This is a genomic window from Cronobacter sakazakii (assembly GCF_000982825.1).
GTDB lineage: Bacteria > Pseudomonadota > Gammaproteobacteria > Enterobacterales > Enterobacteriaceae > Cronobacter > Cronobacter sakazakii.
This window is the reverse complement of sequence record NZ_CP011047.1, coordinates 4,477,905-4,492,750: the sequence shown is the minus strand read 5'-3', so window position 1 is coordinate 4,492,750 and position 14,846 is coordinate 4,477,905. Positions and strand designations below refer to the sequence as shown.

The 14,846-nt window shown below is 51.1% G+C and carries 21 protein-coding genes; 10 read left to right on the top strand and 11 right to left on the bottom strand.

Annotated features, from left to right (window positions below):
- Positions 1-34: 34 nt before the first annotated feature.
- From CSK29544_RS24460 to CSK29544_RS21275, 10 genes are all read left to right on the top strand, one after another.
- On the top strand, positions 35-247 hold the full coding sequence (locus CSK29544_RS24460; protein ID WP_105516630.1) for a hypothetical protein: 213 nt from the start codon (positions 35-37) through the stop codon (positions 245-247).
- A 56-nt stretch (positions 248-303) separates the two neighbouring features.
- The gene (locus CSK29544_RS21310; protein WP_029039702.1) at positions 304-651 is read left to right on the top strand and encodes a phage tail protein; all 348 of its coding nucleotides are present in this window, start codon (positions 304-306) and stop codon (positions 649-651) included.
- Between the two features lie 36 nt (positions 652-687).
- On the top strand, positions 688-1,392 hold the full coding sequence (locus tag CSK29544_RS23565) for a phage minor tail protein L (RefSeq protein ID WP_029039703.1): 705 nt from the start codon (positions 688-690) through the stop codon (positions 1,390-1,392).
- Positions 1,392-2,111 (top strand): C40 family peptidase, encoded by a 720-nt coding sequence (locus CSK29544_RS21300; protein ID WP_029039706.1) that lies wholly within the window; start codon positions 1,392-1,394, stop codon positions 2,109-2,111. Before CSK29544_RS23565 ends, CSK29544_RS21300 begins: the two co-directional genes overlap by 1 nt.
- On the top strand, positions 2,054-2,587 hold the full coding sequence (locus CSK29544_RS21295) for a tail assembly protein (protein ID WP_029039704.1): 534 nt from the start codon (positions 2,054-2,056) through the stop codon (positions 2,585-2,587). The genes CSK29544_RS21300 and CSK29544_RS21295 overlap by 58 nt, the downstream gene beginning before the upstream one ends.
- An 81-nt stretch (positions 2,588-2,668) precedes the next feature.
- A complete protein-coding gene (locus CSK29544_RS23560) occupies positions 2,669-3,226 on the top strand; it encodes an HNH endonuclease (RefSeq protein ID WP_071844256.1) in 558 nt (185 codons plus the stop codon).
- A 43-nt stretch (positions 3,227-3,269) separates the two neighbouring features.
- On the top strand, positions 3,270-6,449 hold the full coding sequence (locus CSK29544_RS21285; RefSeq protein WP_029039705.1) for a TipJ family phage tail tip protein: 3,180 nt from the start codon (positions 3,270-3,272) through the stop codon (positions 6,447-6,449).
- 2 nt (positions 6,450-6,451) lie between these two features.
- Complete coding sequence (locus CSK29544_RS21280; RefSeq protein WP_046623089.1) at positions 6,452-7,408, top strand: DUF6453 family protein; 957 nt, start codon at positions 6,452-6,454, stop codon at positions 7,406-7,408.
- Positions 7,409-7,444: 36 nt separating this feature from the next.
- Positions 7,445-8,335 (top strand): tail fiber protein, encoded by an 891-nt coding sequence (locus CSK29544_RS25185; RefSeq protein ID WP_151451642.1) that lies wholly within the window; start codon positions 7,445-7,447, stop codon positions 8,333-8,335.
- Entirely contained in the window at positions 8,335-8,916 is a 582-nt protein-coding gene (locus CSK29544_RS21275; RefSeq protein WP_029039033.1) for a tail fiber assembly protein, read from the top strand. Before CSK29544_RS25185 ends, CSK29544_RS21275 begins: the two co-directional genes overlap by 1 nt.
- Before the next feature lie 650 nt (positions 8,917-9,566).
- Here the strand turns inward: CSK29544_RS21275 and CSK29544_RS21270 are convergent.
- The 11 genes from CSK29544_RS21270 to CSK29544_RS21225 form a co-directional block, all read right to left on the bottom strand.
- Positions 9,567-9,908, bottom strand: a complete 342-nt coding sequence (locus CSK29544_RS21270) for a TA system toxin CbtA family protein (protein WP_007777710.1) — start codon at positions 9,906-9,908, stop codon at positions 9,567-9,569.
- 20 nt (positions 9,909-9,928) lie between these two features.
- The gene (locus tag CSK29544_RS21265) at positions 9,929-10,246 is read right to left on the bottom strand and encodes a type IV toxin-antitoxin system YeeU family antitoxin (protein WP_007777712.1); all 318 of its coding nucleotides are present in this window, start codon (positions 10,244-10,246) and stop codon (positions 9,929-9,931) included.
- 20 nt (positions 10,247-10,266) lie between these two features.
- On the bottom strand, positions 10,267-10,488 hold the full coding sequence (locus CSK29544_RS23550; RefSeq protein WP_007777714.1) for a DUF987 domain-containing protein: 222 nt from the start codon (positions 10,486-10,488) through the stop codon (positions 10,267-10,269).
- Between the two features lie 8 nt (positions 10,489-10,496).
- Positions 10,497-10,973: a JAB domain-containing protein gene (locus tag CSK29544_RS21260; RefSeq protein ID WP_029039034.1), complete on the bottom strand. Its 477-nt coding sequence runs from the start codon at positions 10,971-10,973 to the stop codon at positions 10,497-10,499.
- 15 nt (positions 10,974-10,988) lie between these two features.
- Positions 10,989-11,447 (bottom strand): antirestriction protein, encoded by a 459-nt coding sequence (locus CSK29544_RS21255; protein ID WP_029039035.1) that lies wholly within the window; start codon positions 11,445-11,447, stop codon positions 10,989-10,991.
- A 101-nt stretch (positions 11,448-11,548) separates the two neighbouring features.
- The gene (locus CSK29544_RS21250; protein WP_029039036.1) at positions 11,549-11,788 is read right to left on the bottom strand and encodes a DUF905 domain-containing protein; all 240 of its coding nucleotides are present in this window, start codon (positions 11,786-11,788) and stop codon (positions 11,549-11,551) included.
- Positions 11,789-11,864: 76 nt separating this feature from the next.
- Positions 11,865-12,332 (bottom strand): YfjT/YkfB family phage-associated protein, encoded by a 468-nt coding sequence (locus CSK29544_RS21245; RefSeq protein WP_029039037.1) that lies wholly within the window; start codon positions 12,330-12,332, stop codon positions 11,865-11,867.
- Positions 12,333-12,355: 23 nt separating this feature from the next.
- Complete coding sequence (locus tag CSK29544_RS21240) at positions 12,356-12,799, bottom strand: YfjS/YafY family lipoprotein (RefSeq protein ID WP_029039038.1); 444 nt, start codon at positions 12,797-12,799, stop codon at positions 12,356-12,358.
- The gene (ypjK, locus tag CSK29544_RS21235) at positions 12,799-13,035 is read right to left on the bottom strand and encodes a protein YpjK (RefSeq protein WP_001115854.1); all 237 of its coding nucleotides are present in this window, start codon (positions 13,033-13,035) and stop codon (positions 12,799-12,801) included. The genes CSK29544_RS21240 and ypjK overlap by 1 nt, the downstream gene beginning before the upstream one ends.
- A gap of 36 nt (positions 13,036-13,071) precedes the next feature.
- Entirely contained in the window at positions 13,072-13,773 is a 702-nt protein-coding gene (locus CSK29544_RS21230; protein ID WP_029039039.1) for a DeoR family transcriptional regulator, read from the bottom strand.
- A 216-nt stretch (positions 13,774-13,989) separates the two neighbouring features.
- Positions 13,990-14,811, bottom strand: a complete 822-nt coding sequence (locus tag CSK29544_RS21225) for a DUF932 domain-containing protein (RefSeq protein WP_029039040.1) — start codon at positions 14,809-14,811, stop codon at positions 13,990-13,992.
- Positions 14,812-14,846 lie beyond the last annotated feature (35 nt).

Below are 14,846 nucleotides of genomic sequence, written 5' to 3'. Positions count from 1 at the left end.
TATTGATGACAAACCAATTTATGAGGAGGATTGAATGGATTACTACATCGAAAATATTACGTCATTTGATAATGATAGCGGATCTGGAATTATCGCAAGAGTAGTTTTTAACTATGAAGATCACCTCAAGGGTGTCTCGGTTAATGTTCATCTTCCTCTGGATAAGGATGCATCTCTTTCGGTTATTGAGAGTCGTGTTCTTGAAGAAGCCAAAAAGCAACTTGCTTCCCTGGTATCTTCTTTTTGATTCCACCTCTGTCGTAACACAACCCGCTCCGGCGGGTTTTTTGTTGGAATAAATTCATGCCACAAACATTCACCTGGTCACCGCAAAAGGCGTTCACCGTTGAGCGTACACCTAATGTAGCGGTGGTAAAGCTTGGCGACGGTTATGAGCAGCGTCAGGTTAAAGGTATAAACCCGCTCATGGATAAGTACTCGCTTGTGTTCAGGGGTGCAGACGACAACTGTCGGGCTAACCCGGTAAAAGCTATCGACGCGTTCCTTAAAGCAAGAATGGCCGTCGAGTCTTTCTACTGGACGCCGTCAGATACCGGGATACAGAAGTTATTCGTCTGTCGGTCATGGAGCACGGTCAAAACGGGCGGATATTACGAACTGACAGCCACTTTCGAACAAGTACCAAGATAAGCCACCTTTGGGTGGCTTTTTTAATGGGAGTTTTCCGTGCGCGATATACCAGCGGAACTAATTATCGAAAGCGTTGACGCGGGCGTTGGCGCATTCATTGACCTTTTCGAGGCAAACCTTCAGCCCTATGGCGGCGATGTAATCCGCTTTCACTCCGGCACCAATGGATATTACGGGGATGTCGTATGGAAGGGGGCCACCTACCCTGCATACCCGATAGCCGTTGAAGGTTTTCAGAGCAATAACGAAGGGGCATATGCGCGCCCAACCATGACGGTTGCAAATATCACTGGCCTGATAACCGGCATTAACCATGACTTCGACGACATGCTCGGGGTGGTGATTACCCGCCGCCAGGTGCCGGTTAAGCATCTCGATGCCGTCAATTTTCCAAATGGTAACCCCGATGCAGATCCATCGATGGAGGCGGTTTCTCGTTACGTCGTGGAAGAGATGACAGAGGAAACCGCCGAGCAGGTCACCTATACCCTGGCAACGCCAATTGACTGCGATAACGCCATCATCCCGGCCAGAACCATTCTTGCTGATGTATGCCAGTGGCAGTATCGCGGGACAGGATGTGGATATGACGGTCCGCCAGTTGCAGACGAAAGGGATAACCCGACATCTGACCCTGCCAAAGATAAATGCTCACACAGGAGGACAGGATGCAGGTTTCGATTCCCGCGCCCGGAGCCAATGCCGATAAGCAGCTTCCCAGGCTCACAGAAGGTGAGCTGATTCAGCAGTGCCTCGATTATGCCGCGACATCAGGTGAAGAGGTGTGCGGGCTAATCATTGATGACTCAGTGTTCTTCCCATGCAGTAACTCACACCCTGAGCCAGCGCGACACTTCCGTATAAGCGACGACGACTGGCTTGCAGCAGAAGAGCGGGGTGACATCACGGCGGTATTCCATTCACACCCTGAAAGCTTCTCCGTCCTCTCAGGTGCAGATCGTCATGCGCAGGTGCTGACTGACCTGCCATGGTGGCTGGCATCTAATGGCCGGTTGCTCAAGTTCAGGGCAGTACCGCATTTGCTTGGCCGCCGGTTCGAGCATGGGGTGATGGATTGCTACACCCTTTTTCGTGATGCGTACCATCTCTGCGGTATAGACCTGCCTGATTTTGAGAGGACGCAGGGGTGGTGGCTTCGGGAAGAGAACCTATATCTAAAAAATATGGAGGCCAATGATTTCCATCGGGTGGAGCTGTCGGAAGCTGAGCCCGGCGACGTAATTATTCGCCAGCCTTTCCCTGGTGCTGACCCATGCCACGCCATGATCCTCCTGCACGAAAATATGGTTCTCCATCATGACTGCGCTGGTCACCTCAGCCGCAGGGAGCCTTACAGGCCCGCGTTCATTAAGCAAACTCATTCCATCTGGAGACACGAAAGGTGCTCATCTTTAAATTTGCAGGGCATTTACGAAGACATTTCCGCCAGGTCGAGATGAATGTTGAGACTCCTGCCCAAGGGTTGCGTCTTCTGTTGGCACAGAGCCCCGAGTTCAAAAAGGACTTCCTGAAAACCCGCATACGCATCCGTATGGCTGGCGAAGATGTGACAGAAGAATCAATCCGCCTGCACATGGACAGGAAGCTTCCTGATGGCTCAACCGTGCTTTTTGTGCCAATCATCGAGGGCTCTGGACTAGAAACTAGCACAATCGTGCTTATCGCTTCTCTGGTTGTTTCAGCTGTCTCGGTTGCATACTCAATCTACATGTCACGCAACATGAAAACTAAGAACGCGGCTGAAGCGGCAGAAACTAACACCATCACAAACAACTCATTTACCAGCGCTGAAAACCGCGTCGGTCAGGGCAGGCCAGTGCCTCTTCTTCTTGGAGAGATGGTGGTTGGCTCAAACGTAATATCCCTCGGTATCGACACATCAAATAATGTCGATTGGGATATTTCAATAGGGTGACAGGTGGTAAAATAAACAAGCCGGAAATGATGGTGGAACATCACTCCGGCTCTAACCAAATAACCTGAATCGGAGGTCATCATGGCTGAGTTAAGTCTACATGATTTATTTGTTTATGACGAAACATCACCCACTTGCCTGACATGGAAAATATCTCCATCACGGCGCACAAAATGCGGTCATCAAGCCGGGACAATAAATAAGATATCCGGTAAATATCCGCGAAGCTATTACCGAGCCAGAGTTAATGGTGGATATAAAAGCGTTCATCGCATTGTATGGTTCCTGCATCATGGTGAGGTTTCCGAAGGTCTTGTTATCGATCATGTGGATGGGAACACACTAAACAATAAGATTTCTAATCTCCGTTTGGTTACACCATCAAAAAATGCCCGAAATTGTCGAAGGCAAAAGAATAATAACTCTGGTCTAACTGGAGTCAGGCTGGCTATGGATAAGGGCAAATTCCCCTTCTATGAGGCGTATGTCCATATTGATGGTAAGCAAGTCCGTCGCCAATTTTATCCAAAAGGCGGCTCGCTTGAAGAAGCAATGTTCCGTGCGGTTAAGTGGCGGGAAGAGCAGATAAATCAGCTAAACGAACATGGGGCCGGGTACACCGAGCGCCACGGCAAATAAAGAATAAGCCATCTCAGGATGGCTTTTTTTATGGAGTAAATTCATGAGCTCAGGCGGCGGCAAGGCCAGCACCCCCAAACTTCTCGACGATAACCTCAAATCAAAACAGTTTTACCGTGTGCTGGACCTCATCAGTGAGGGGCCAATTTACGGTCCGGTAGACCAGGTACACCTTTCCTCTTTCATGCTGAACAAAACGCCTATTACAGATGCCAACGGCAATGTAAGCATCAACGGGGTGAGTGCTGCCTGGCGTCCTGGTTCAGAGACACAGGCACCAATAAATGGGTTTTCTGCCATAGAGGCGACCACTATCGTCAATACAGAGGTTAAGTATGCAACGCCTCTGGTGCGAACCATAACAGACCAGGATGTGACGCGTGTGCGCTTCAACGTTGGCGTTACCGGCCTTGTTCAGCAGGACACAAAGGGAAACCAGAAAAACACGTCAGTAACGCTTGTTCTTGAAACCCGCACTGCATCGGCAGGATGGGTGCAGCAGAAAACGGTCACGATTAACGGCAAGATTTCGGGTGAATATCTTGAGGCTCATGTCATCGATGCGCCTGACATTAAACCATTCGATATCCGTGTACGCCGCGTAACGCCTGACAGTACGAGTGACCTGCTGACTAACGGCACTATCTGGAACAGCTTTACTGAGATAACCGACGATAACCTGTCCTACCCATTCTCGGCGATCGCTGGCGCTGTAATCGACCGCGACCAGTACACCGACACCCCAAGCCGCACCTATCATCTGCGCGGGCTAATTGTTGATGTGCCGGATAATTACAACCCAATAACCAGAACCTATACCGGTTTATGGCTCGGGGGATTTAAGAAGGCATGGACCAATAACCCAGCATGGCTTTTCCGTGAACTGGCAAAGAATACTCGGTTCGGACTGGCACGCAGGGCGGGTTCAATTGATGTCGATGACGGCGCGCTGTATGTCCTTTCTCAGTATTGCGATCAGCTTGTAGATGATGGCTACGGTGGGAAAGAGCCCCGAATGACTCTGAACGCCTACATTACTGAGCAGGCCAGCGCCCGCGACATTCTCGACAAAATTGCCGGGATGTTCAGAGGGGTTGCACTTTGGGACGGCATGCGGCTGACAGTTATGCTGGATGCCCCGCAAGACCCTATCGCCACCGTAACCAATGCTAACGTTGTTGACGGGAAGTTCAGTCGCAGCTCGGTTAAGCGATCTGAGAAGTACAACGCTGTCGTGGTGTCCTGGACCGACCCGGATAACGGCTGGGAACAGGTGAAGGAATACGTTTCTGATGATGAGATGATCGCCAGAGGCAATTACAACGAAACCACTATCGAGGCCTTCGGGTGTACGTCACGCGGCCAGGCATGGCGAGCGGGTAAGTGGATTCTTGAGACCGCTAAACGAGAGAGCAACAGACTGACGTTCCAGATGGCGCGAGACGCGATCGCATTTACACCCGGCGACATCATTGAGGTCATGGATAATGATTACGCTGGCGCAAGGCTTGGCGGTCGAATCCTTTCGCACTCAGGGAATAAAATCACCGTAGATGCGAATCTCTCCAGCCTGGTATCTCCCGGCGATGTTATGTCCATTATGGGAAGCAACGGTAAGTTCTCGAAGTATGAAATCACAACAGTGTCTGGTTCTGTCGTTACACTGAAAACCACGCCAGCATGGGTAAGGGACGGGACTGTATTTGCTATCTCCACTACGGAGGTTTCTACTCGTCTTTTCCGTATCCTGAGTATTGCCGAGACAGAAAACAACTCCGTTTATAGCATAACCGCCTCGCAGCACGATCCGAACAAACAAGCTGTGGTAGATGCCGGAGCAGTATTTGAGGTGCCGAACGACACGCTGAACGGCTATCGCGTTCCAAATATTGAAAACCTGCGCGTTATTAACGTAAACAGCGAAACTGTACAGGTTACGGCTACCTGGGAGACGGCCACGACTACCAAAAAACTGGTATTCGAACTCTATGTCTATAACGATTCGGGGAAAGTGGTTGCGCAATATCAGACCGAGAAGTTTAGCTATGACTTCTACGGATTGAATGCCGGAAGCTACACGCTTGGCGTCAGAGGCCGGAATGAGAACGGAATGAAAGGCGCTGAAACTCAGGTTAGCCTGGTGATAGGCGCTCCGCTGGCACCAACATCTGTTATATGGACGCCTGGCATTTTTTCGGCTGATATTGTGCCGGTGATGAGTGTAACAGCAACAACTGATACGACATTTGAGTTTTGGTATTCAGGCGAGAATCGCATCACTGACCCCTCGCTCATTGAGGAGCAGACCCAATTTCTTGGTCGCTCCAGTCAGTGGACGCTTCATAATCTCAAAGCAGACACAACGTACTATATGTACGTAAGAACAAAAAACGCATTTGGTGTTTCTCCCTTTGTCGAAGCATCAGGACAGGCTTCAGCTGATATCCCAGGAATGCTGGATTATATCGATGATGCAATTCGCAATTCTGGCGCATTTGAAAACCTTCAGAATGGTATTGATACCAATATTGAGGGGATTTTAGAAAACGCTCTCGCTAATAACTCTACTGTTGACCATCAATGGGCACAGTACGGGGAAGTCAGAGCGGATATTCTTATCGTTAAAACTACTGTCGCTGATGTTGATAAGTCTCTGGCTGAATTAACAACTCAGGTTCAGGCTCAATATGCACAAACTACGGCAGCGCTTAACCAAAAGCTAACCGCAACTGTAACAGATAATGGAACAGCCAAGGCATTCTATACGCTCAACCTCGGCATTAAACGTGGTGACCAATTGTATAACACTGGTTTTGCAATGGGTATAGAGCCTGACGGTGCAGGAAGTTATAAGTCGACTACCGTTTTTGCCGCTGACCAGTTTGGTATTTATTCCGGAAGTGATCCGGGTAATTATCAGGCAGCATTCTTTGTGGTTAATGGACAGGTGTTTATGCGTTCCACCTTTATCCAGGATGGGAGCATAGATAATGCTAAAATCGGTAATTACATTCAGTCAAATAATTATGTGGCAGGAGCATCAGGTTGGCTCATCAATAAGGCAGGTAATGCTGAGTTCAATGCCGTTACAGTGCGCGGAACCATTATTGCAACCGAAGGGCGTTTCTCTATGTCAGGTCCCGGAAACAACGTGGTTATTGACGGGGCTGGCGTTACCGTAAACCTGGCGAATGGTGGCCGTATTGTTCTGGGGAGCTGGTAATTATGCCCAGTGGATTACTGATTGACTTAAATGACGGCGGTCCGGTAATGGAAATCACGGCCGGGCTTCGTTGCCCCTCCTGGTGCGGGACAGTAGGAGGATCAGGAAACATATATAACGCACCGGGTTATGTGGCTGGTGCCACCCTGGTCTATGCCCCGCACGAAACTGCCAGAATTTATCAAACCGGAACAAGTCTCGTTCCGGATGTAGGTTGCCTTAGCGGAGCCGCCCAGAATGGTGGCAGCATGACTATTTCGTCGTGGTACAGCGCAAAAGGCTATAACGATATTCTCTGGCCCGGAACGATGTGGCAGATAATGCCAGCGTCTCAGTCCGGTCGTGCCGGGTTATTTATTTCTGACAGTACAGATTTTACCACTATCACGAATGGCAGCATTGTGGGTCAATGCGCATGGCGCGGGCGAGTCACCTTTACCGGCTCGTGGACACCGCCGAATACCGGCTTTACTCGTGGAACATATCTGGTGTTTGGTAAATGGAGCGCCGATGGTGTGACGGTTGAATATGATGGCACCAGAGTCATCGCCACACTGGAGCGTAACGGCGCAAATGTGAACGCTACAGTCACCATGGACATCGTGATATTTGCGGCGGGTGCGGCACCCGTTGCGGGACCCGGCCTTAACTTTTTTAATGCAGCGGGTCAGTGCACATTCTCTACAACGCGCCGCCCTTTTTTATACAGCAATGCGTATTTCCGTGCATCGAAAACGTCAACGGACATTGGCAACCGTTTCATTATGCTGGGTCGCTATGGCGCGAAGTCTGATATTCAGGGCGGCTGGTGTTACGCGAAATATTGCGGGATCGTCAGAAGCGGAAACGCGGTGCGGATCGGCCGTGGCTACGTCGCTACTTTCTGGACAAGTGAATATCCGGTGATGTTCGATATTGTCAGCTCTACAAATATCTTACTGCTTGAAAGCATGTATTAAGCAGCATCGCTATGGCGGTTTTTTCAGGAGAATACCATGTCGGCAGGCACTCTTACGCTAACAAATAAATCAGCAGCGGTTACTGGTAATGGAACGTCATTCACAACGGAACTGAAGGCGGGAGACTTCATTGTTGTTAAAATTGGTGGGACTCCTTACACCCTGCCTGTTAAAACAATTACAAGCAATACTCAGCTGACGCTTGTCAGTAATTACACGGGGCCAACTCAAAGCGGAGTCGCCTGGTTTGCCGTTCCTCAGGAAGCACAGAGCTTAATTACCGCGTCACTTGCCTCACAGACCGCCGAAGCCTTACGTGGACTTAACCTGGACAAAACAAACTGGCAGCAAATGTTTTCAGGCGCAGGTAATATTACTGTCACTCTATCAGACGGTAGCTCATGGACTGGCCCATCATTGAATAGCATTAAAGATATGGTTGACGCTCTTTCACCTGTGGGGTCGATGTTAGTGTGGCCTTCTTTAAATCTTCCTGACAACTCAACTCTTGGAATTAAATACCTCAGGTTGAATGGGGCATCATTCGATAAAACGCTATACCCAAAATTAGCTTCTATTTATACGACAGGCGTTCTTCCCGATATGCGTGCTAACGTAGTCAGGGGATTTGATGATGGCAGGGGAGTAGATCAGGGGAGGGCAATGCTTTCGGAACAACTGGACGCAGCTCCTAATATTGTAGGGTCTTTTGCGCCATCGGTTGATTCCAGAGGATTTGGCACAGGCGCGATAACGTGCGCAGGAGGCGTTGCAGCTGCGTACACAATAACGAGTGACACAACTTTCCTTCGTAGCGTGACTGCAACCATTGATGCATCAAAATCAAGTCCTTCTTATGGTCGTGGAAACTCAGCAGAAGTCAGAATGAGAAACATAGTCTGGAATATGATAGTGAGGGCTTCGTAATGGTATTCAATTCAGATGGTTTTGCTGAACAAGATTTCATCCAAAAAGTTTATATTGCAGACATCAATGGGGAATACATAGGCACCTCTGAAGTCATGATAAGTAGAGGAACGGGACTTCCAGCTGGCGCATACCTCGACGCGCCGCCGCCTCTGCAAGAGGGAAAGGCGATAATCAGAAATGCGAATGGATCTGAATGGATTATCACCTCAGATTATCGTGGCAAGACAGCCTACTCTACTGACAAAAGCAAGACCATTATTATAAATGAGCCTGGAGACATTCCTGATGGGTTTACTTTGTCTGGTCCTCCTCGGGCATGGGAGTTTTGGGATGGAGAAAAGTGGCTACCCGACGATAAAGCACTCAAAGATATTCAGCAGAAAGAGGCAGTAGAAAGGAAAACGATGCTGATGAATGAAGCAAGCAACGAGATATCACTCCTTCAGGATGCTGTTGATCTTGACATGGCAACAGAAGATGAGACAGCAAGACTTTTAGCCTTGAAAAAATTCAGAGTGTTATTAAGTCGTATAGACACGAATTCCGCTCCTGATATCTCATGGCCCATAGCTCCTTGAAAGCAATCTATGTGGCATGGATGGGGCAAAAAATTAGCGCAAAACAACTCAAAACCTCGGAAGGTGTCGATTCGTCTTGCGCCTGGTAGAGGTGGGACAGAAGTGAGACACGCAAGGCTTTGCACCGGTTTGCACAGCTTTGCATGTTTTGGCGTCATGGGACGTGTGAGCGCAGGTATGACGCGGTAAGTTATTGTGTTACAAGGTGGTTCTTATAATTCGTAATGCGAAGGTCGTAGGTTCGACTCCTATTATCGGCACCAAGAAATCAAATAGTTACGTAGTGTCTTATCTTTTTCCCACCAAAAATTATTTTCATGTAACTGCTGATGTAAGTAAATTCTATCAACGAAGATCAATCTTATCTACTGACCAAAAAGGCCGGATAGGGCTTCACTCGCTATACCTCCGTGGCTGCAGGTTTAGTTGTCCATGTCTACACCACTCCTAAATTCAATGTGTTGGCAATGTGTTCAATAAAGCTTGAACAAATTAGCTCATTATGATCGGTTAATACTTCACCTTCTGGTTGCATGATGGTTTGTCCGTAAAAAGATAACGCGCCAGCCGGGTAGCAGCAGGCGCATTACGCAATAGGTAAACAAGGGAGGAAGTTCAGAAATGTAAATCGGGAAGGTTGTACGCAATGTTCATCGTACTACGTTGCTACGGCTTTGCTGCAACAAGCCAGTTGCCTGCCGCGCTCGCAGAATATCGACAGCCTGAAGATAAGGCGATTGTTCCTGCCAGTTAAATCCCTTCCTGTCGATACGCACCAGTTCGTATTTTTCCACCAGAAAATTCACGGCATCAGCCAGCGAGATCCCGGCATCGATATGTTCCTGTATAACACGTTCCTCACTGAACGGTGTGTCGTTGAGGGTGAGACCATAGTGCTGTTCCAGCAGGCGTGTCAGTAGCATTTGCCAGACAGCCACGGGTGACAGGCAGGGCTTCACCGCCCGCTGAGTTGTTGCAGGTAAAGTTTTCATGTTTGCTCTCGTGAAAGTTATTAGCGCTGGGTGGGATAAATGGCGATGTACACGTAACCGCAACTGCCAAGGGTGTCGGCTTCACAGGTGAAACCGTTGTGGTACATGATGACGCAGTGGGCATGTTGGGGGCTGACTTCACCGGTGGTCAGCATCGATTCCATCTGGCGGATAAAGTGCGGGAATGTTTCATCCAGCTTCCGGCATTCGGTGTCACTGAACTTGCCGGTGATGCTGGCCCGGTCAGCCAGATAATGCAGCCGGTTCCCCTCCTGCACCAGACGGGCTCCCAGGCGCGGCGTGATATTCCGCTGCAGGCCCCATGTGATGTGAGTCATAACGACTCTCCTTTGTATTGTCAGTTCAGAGTGATGCTCATCAGGCAGGCATAAGGCCCGTTGCGGTCCTGGCGGCGTTCGGCGTATACCGCGAGGACACCTGCGATATCCGGAACGTCCCTGCCGGTGTAATGGCAGACGCTACCGTGCCACTGATATTTTCCACTGCAGTAGCGAAAGATCCGGGACTCAGGATGCTGGCGGTATATCGTCATTGCCCGGCGTTTACTGATAATTTTCATATCATACCTCACAGCAAACCGTGTTCTGCGAACGAATAGATTTGCCTGCCGCCGACAATCAGATGGTCAGGGACGCGGATATCCACCAACTGAAGCACCTGTACCAGTCGCTGCGTGAGGGCTTTGTCTGCCTGGCTGGGTGTTGTCTCGCCAGAAGGATGGTTGTGCGCGAGTATCACCGCCGCCGCGTTGAAGTGCAGAGCACGTTTGACCACCTCCCGGGGATGCACCTCGGTGCGGTTAATCGTGCCGGTGAAGAGCGTTTCATGGGCAATCAACTGATTCTGGTTGTCCAGATACAACACCCGGAACTCTTCCCGCTCAAGCGCGGCCATATGCAGTCGCAGCCATTCACGTACGGCGTGGGTAGAGGTGAAGGCTACGCCGGGCTCATGCAGGTGGCGGTCCAGAGCCCTGAGCGCCCGCTGAATGAGACACCGGTCCTGTGGCGTCATCTCGCCGGGTAAAAAGGAAAGCTGTTTCATCTGTTGCTCCTTCGGTCAGTCGATAATACGCAGAATGGCGTGGGCCTCTGGATGCTGCAGGGCGTAGTCCCGCAGGCGGTAATAGTGTTCAGTCATGGCACCGCATTGGGTGCGACAGGCGTGATGGCTGTACGCAATCAGGCAGACAGCAATACCTGCGGCTTCTGCACTCATTTGGGCATCGTTGCCGTTCAGGCAATTAAACAGACGCCATGTCTCATCATTGTCAGACTCGGGAGCCATAAACGCCCCGCCATTGCTGAGGGTGTAAAAGGACCAGATACCACCGCTGTAGGTCGAACAGAAGCGGTCCATCCAGGCAAAAATACGCGGTTCCAGGGTTGTCCACTGCGGGATAGTGCCAAAGTGTTGCGGCCAGAAATCGATACGCTGTTCGTCGGGTACCTGCGTGACGGTCAGTTCAAATTCTGATTGGTTAGCGGGTGCGAGGTCGTACTGCGTCTGTGTTGTCATGGGCATGTCTCCGTTAATAAAAAACGCCAGCGGCGATGGCTGGCAAATGGGGGAATAAAGCGTGTTCGGGGAGGTGAAATGTGCGGGTAAATGCTTCGCGGTCAGCGGGTGGAGGTGCCTGTACGGATGCCAGAGGTGCGGATGTAGCGGTTAAGACTTTCAGCGGCATCGGGTTCAAAGTTCCATGCCCGCCAGACCATCCGGCCTTCAGTGTCACGAACCACAAGGCGGAAGTGACTGCCTTGGTCGTCTTCGAGGGTGATATTGCTGTACGTGGTAGTGACCGCTTGCGCTTGTCTCCGGGTGAAAGGCCCCGGTGGCAGTAACACGGATTGGGACATTTTCGGGCTCCTGATAAAAGAAAACCCCGGCAGCCTGATGGCTGTCGGGGTTGGTTTGCGTAAGGAGGAACGGCTTTCAGTCGTTACCGCAGTCTCCGGGAGTGGGCAGAACTTTCTCTGCGTTCTTCAGGTCCACAGTGAAAGTCCCCGCTTTACGGTCATTGACGTAAACGTCAAACTGCCCGGTCTTACGGATATCCATAATGAAGTCATACCAGGCGTTATCGCCGTTACGCCAGCCAAGGGTTGAGGGAATGGCATATTGCTTATGGTCCATCACCACGGTGACTGTGGTGCCATCATCGTGCGAACTGACCATTCTGTTATCCGTCAGGGTCAGAAAAACTGAATGCTGGTAGAAACCATTCTGGTCAGGATTTCCAGTACAGTTGATGGTAAACATCTTCCCACTGGTATCGGTCACGCTGTATTCCGTATTGCCCTGGCCATAGCCCTGCTGCCAGAATCCGGGAACCGCAGAGGCTGTAAAGCTGGTAAACAGTGAACATGCCAGTACAAACCGGCTTAGTGAATCTATTGTCATTTCTGTCTCCTTTATCGTTGTTTTTATTCGTGGTTCTCAGGGTTTGAGGGTATCAGCAGTCGCCCCATCAGTTTGCCGTCATGGGCGTACTCAAAGTATCTTTCTTTGGTATACGGGTCCGTCACCTCCTGGTATTCCAGTTTGATGTTATCGGCAATACAAAGCGCATTCATCAGCGGCTGGACGGTTTTTTCCTGCATATCCGCGAGGTAGTAGTAACTACCGCCCTCGCAGCCATCGGGCGACTCACGGGTACGTAAGACCTGCAGGGTGAGACCAGATGAGAAGCCAACCTGTGACCATTCTTCGCTGACATCATCCTGGCGGCTGACCACATCGCTGAAGCGCGGCGGAGTGAGGTCCTTGAATTTGCTGATGGCCTTCAGTTCATCACTTCTGTCATCGCAGGCGCTCAGAAACAGAGTGGTGGCAACCAGTGCCAGCAGAGGCAGTGTTTTACGTTTCATTATTTTTTTCCTGAAATCAGTCGAACCACTTTGGCAAAGACATAAATGCCCACGAAAATACCCACCGGCACGCCGACGAACGGTGTCAGCGCGACACTGGCGGCTCCTGCTGCACCTCCGCCCGTCAAGAGTGCAGCAACCGTCGCAAGGGTCAGGGCCGTGAGGCTGTCGGACACCCCGGTTTTGTTCAGAATGATGACGATGACAACAATGGCGATAATGGCAATGAATGGCATAGGCTCTCCCTGCGGATGAGTTGAGATAGACCTGCACTATTCCGGTGGGCTGTCGGCCGGAATAAACGCAAGCAGTGACTGCTGGATAAAGCGAAAATGGGGTAAGGCCTGAATAAACACCGGGTCTTCAACCAGACTGCACAGACTGTCGTTGCGGCGAAAAGTCTCTTGCAAGGGCTGAACCAGATGGATTTCATCCAGGGTGAATACGGCGATATGTCCGTCGTGTTCCGCCACCAGATACCAGGCCTGCTGGTGGATGAGTAACCGGCAGGGAGCCAGCCGCTCACAGCGCTGCCCCTCGGCAATCAGCGTCACCCGCTTGCGCCCGGTAATAGCCTGAATCAGTCGCCAGAAACACAATGCGCCTGACGGCGAAGAAACCGGACTGGCTGGTGCTATTACGCAGGGGGACTCATCGCACATCAGCAGTGCGTTCACCAGACGACGGTCAAAACCTGGAAAAAGACCGGCCATCCCGCTGCGGTGGGCAAAGATAAGCACGTCGGGTACCATCTGCGTCTCACTGCCCGCAGTGCGTAAGCGGCAATATCCGGACTGATACTCCAGGTCCAGATACATCAGCCGCTCGCGAAAATCACGCCGCAGCGTGCGCACCGACACACCAAACTCAGCGGCCAGCTTACGCACACTCAGCGTTTCCCCCACCACCAGACGGCTGATTATCAGTGACAGTCTGACAGCCAGCCGGTCATGGCGGCGTTCTGCCTGTGTCATGAGACGTTCTCCGTGGAATTTAACTGACTGAAAATGATGTGATTATTTTAAATAGAGGGGCGGACAGGGTATGGACACAGCAGAAACTATTTTTTATTTCTGCAAAAGCCAGAGGCAGCGGGGGTTACAGGCCATCCCTCGGCGAGTGAGGACCGCCAGCACGTTGCAATGCGGACAGGTGGTGTCCGATATTAACAACGTGGCAACATGAAACGGTCACTGCAGTTGCGTGAACATCGCTTCCGCCATCACCCACAGTGCCCGGTTAAGTTTCACGTCCCCGTCAATACCGCGAACGGCACGAGTATGCGACCGTCCTCCTTTGGCGTTACGCCCACTGAGACCGCCCTTAATCAGGTTCTCCTGAATACGCTGGTACGTGGTCCACAGGTCATTGCTCTCATCCTGCCAGCGGCGTGGGGAGAGTATTTGCGACTCCGTCACCGGCTGGTGGTCTTCACCAAAGCGGTATATGAGCGCAGCTTTTGCCAGTGCCTGCTGTGCCGGAGGCGGCAACAGCAACGACTGCATGGCATCCCGTTTCTCCTCCACCCGGTCAAAAATCCCCAGTACCTCATACGCGCCTTCAATCACCTGACTCACCACGTCCCCCTTGTGCGGCACCCGCACCTCGCCAAACGACTCACCACAGACAAGGCCGTTCTGACAAACCGCACGAAATAGTCCCGGCAGCATCTGGTACGAACTGCTGCCATCGTGAGAGTTGAGCAGGATTATTTCCGGCACCTGCTTACCGGTTATCTGTCCCTCACGCCGTAGACGCAGCATATGCTTGGTGTGTTCGCGACGCTCCGGATCACGCACACGGGTCTGACAGGCAAAGAATGGCTGGAAGCCTTCTCGCTGCAGGCTGTCCAGCAAGGAGATGGTGGGTATATAGGTGTAGCGTTCACTACGGGATTCATGTTTGTCCTCGCTGAACACACTGGGCACCACGCGAAACAGCTCCTCGCGGGTTAACGGACGGTCACGACGAATAATGTTTGCAGCGCCAAAGCGCGAAGCCAGACGGGTCATAAGCAGACTCCTCATAACGGGAAAACAAATAAAGG

Excerpts from the sequence above, each read along its gene's own strand:
- CSK29544_RS24460 (WP_105516630.1), top strand. The coding sequence starts at position 35 with ATGGATTACTACATCGAAAATATTACGTCATTTGATAATGATAGCGGA.
- CSK29544_RS21310 (WP_029039702.1), top strand. The coding sequence starts at position 304 with ATGCCACAAACATTCACCTGGTCACCGCAAAAGGCGTTCACCGTTGAG.
- CSK29544_RS23560 (WP_071844256.1), top strand. The coding sequence starts at position 2,669 with ATGGCTGAGTTAAGTCTACATGATTTATTTGTTTATGACGAAACATCA.
- CSK29544_RS21285 (WP_029039705.1), top strand. The coding sequence starts at position 3,270 with ATGAGCTCAGGCGGCGGCAAGGCCAGCACCCCCAAACTTCTCGACGAT.
- CSK29544_RS21280 (WP_046623089.1), top strand. The coding sequence starts at position 6,452 with ATGCCCAGTGGATTACTGATTGACTTAAATGACGGCGGTCCGGTAATG.
- CSK29544_RS25185 (WP_151451642.1), top strand. The coding sequence starts at position 7,445 with ATGTCGGCAGGCACTCTTACGCTAACAAATAAATCAGCAGCGGTTACT.
- CSK29544_RS21275 (WP_029039033.1), top strand. The coding sequence starts at position 8,335 with ATGGTATTCAATTCAGATGGTTTTGCTGAACAAGATTTCATCCAAAAA.
- CSK29544_RS21270 (WP_007777710.1), bottom strand. The coding sequence starts at position 9,908 with ATGAAAACTTTACCTGCAACAACTCAGCGGGCGGTGAAGCCCTGCCTG.
- CSK29544_RS21265 (WP_007777712.1), bottom strand. The coding sequence starts at position 10,246 with ATGACTCACATCACATGGGGCCTGCAGCGGAATATCACGCCGCGCCTG.
- CSK29544_RS23550 (WP_007777714.1), bottom strand. The coding sequence starts at position 10,488 with ATGAAAATTATCAGTAAACGCCGGGCAATGACGATATACCGCCAGCAT.
- CSK29544_RS21260 (WP_029039034.1), bottom strand. The coding sequence starts at position 10,973 with ATGAAACAGCTTTCCTTTTTACCCGGCGAGATGACGCCACAGGACCGG.
- CSK29544_RS21255 (WP_029039035.1), bottom strand. The coding sequence starts at position 11,447 with ATGACAACACAGACGCAGTACGACCTCGCACCCGCTAACCAATCAGAA.
- CSK29544_RS21250 (WP_029039036.1), bottom strand. The coding sequence starts at position 11,788 with ATGTCCCAATCCGTGTTACTGCCACCGGGGCCTTTCACCCGGAGACAA.
- CSK29544_RS21245 (WP_029039037.1), bottom strand. The coding sequence starts at position 12,332 with ATGACAATAGATTCACTAAGCCGGTTTGTACTGGCATGTTCACTGTTT.
- CSK29544_RS21240 (WP_029039038.1), bottom strand. The coding sequence starts at position 12,799 with ATGAAACGTAAAACACTGCCTCTGCTGGCACTGGTTGCCACCACTCTG.
- ypjK (WP_001115854.1), bottom strand. The coding sequence starts at position 13,035 with ATGCCATTCATTGCCATTATCGCCATTGTTGTCATCGTCATCATTCTG.
- CSK29544_RS21230 (WP_029039039.1), bottom strand. The coding sequence starts at position 13,773 with ATGACACAGGCAGAACGCCGCCATGACCGGCTGGCTGTCAGACTGTCA.
- CSK29544_RS21225 (WP_029039040.1), bottom strand. The coding sequence starts at position 14,811 with ATGACCCGTCTGGCTTCGCGCTTTGGCGCTGCAAACATTATTCGTCGT.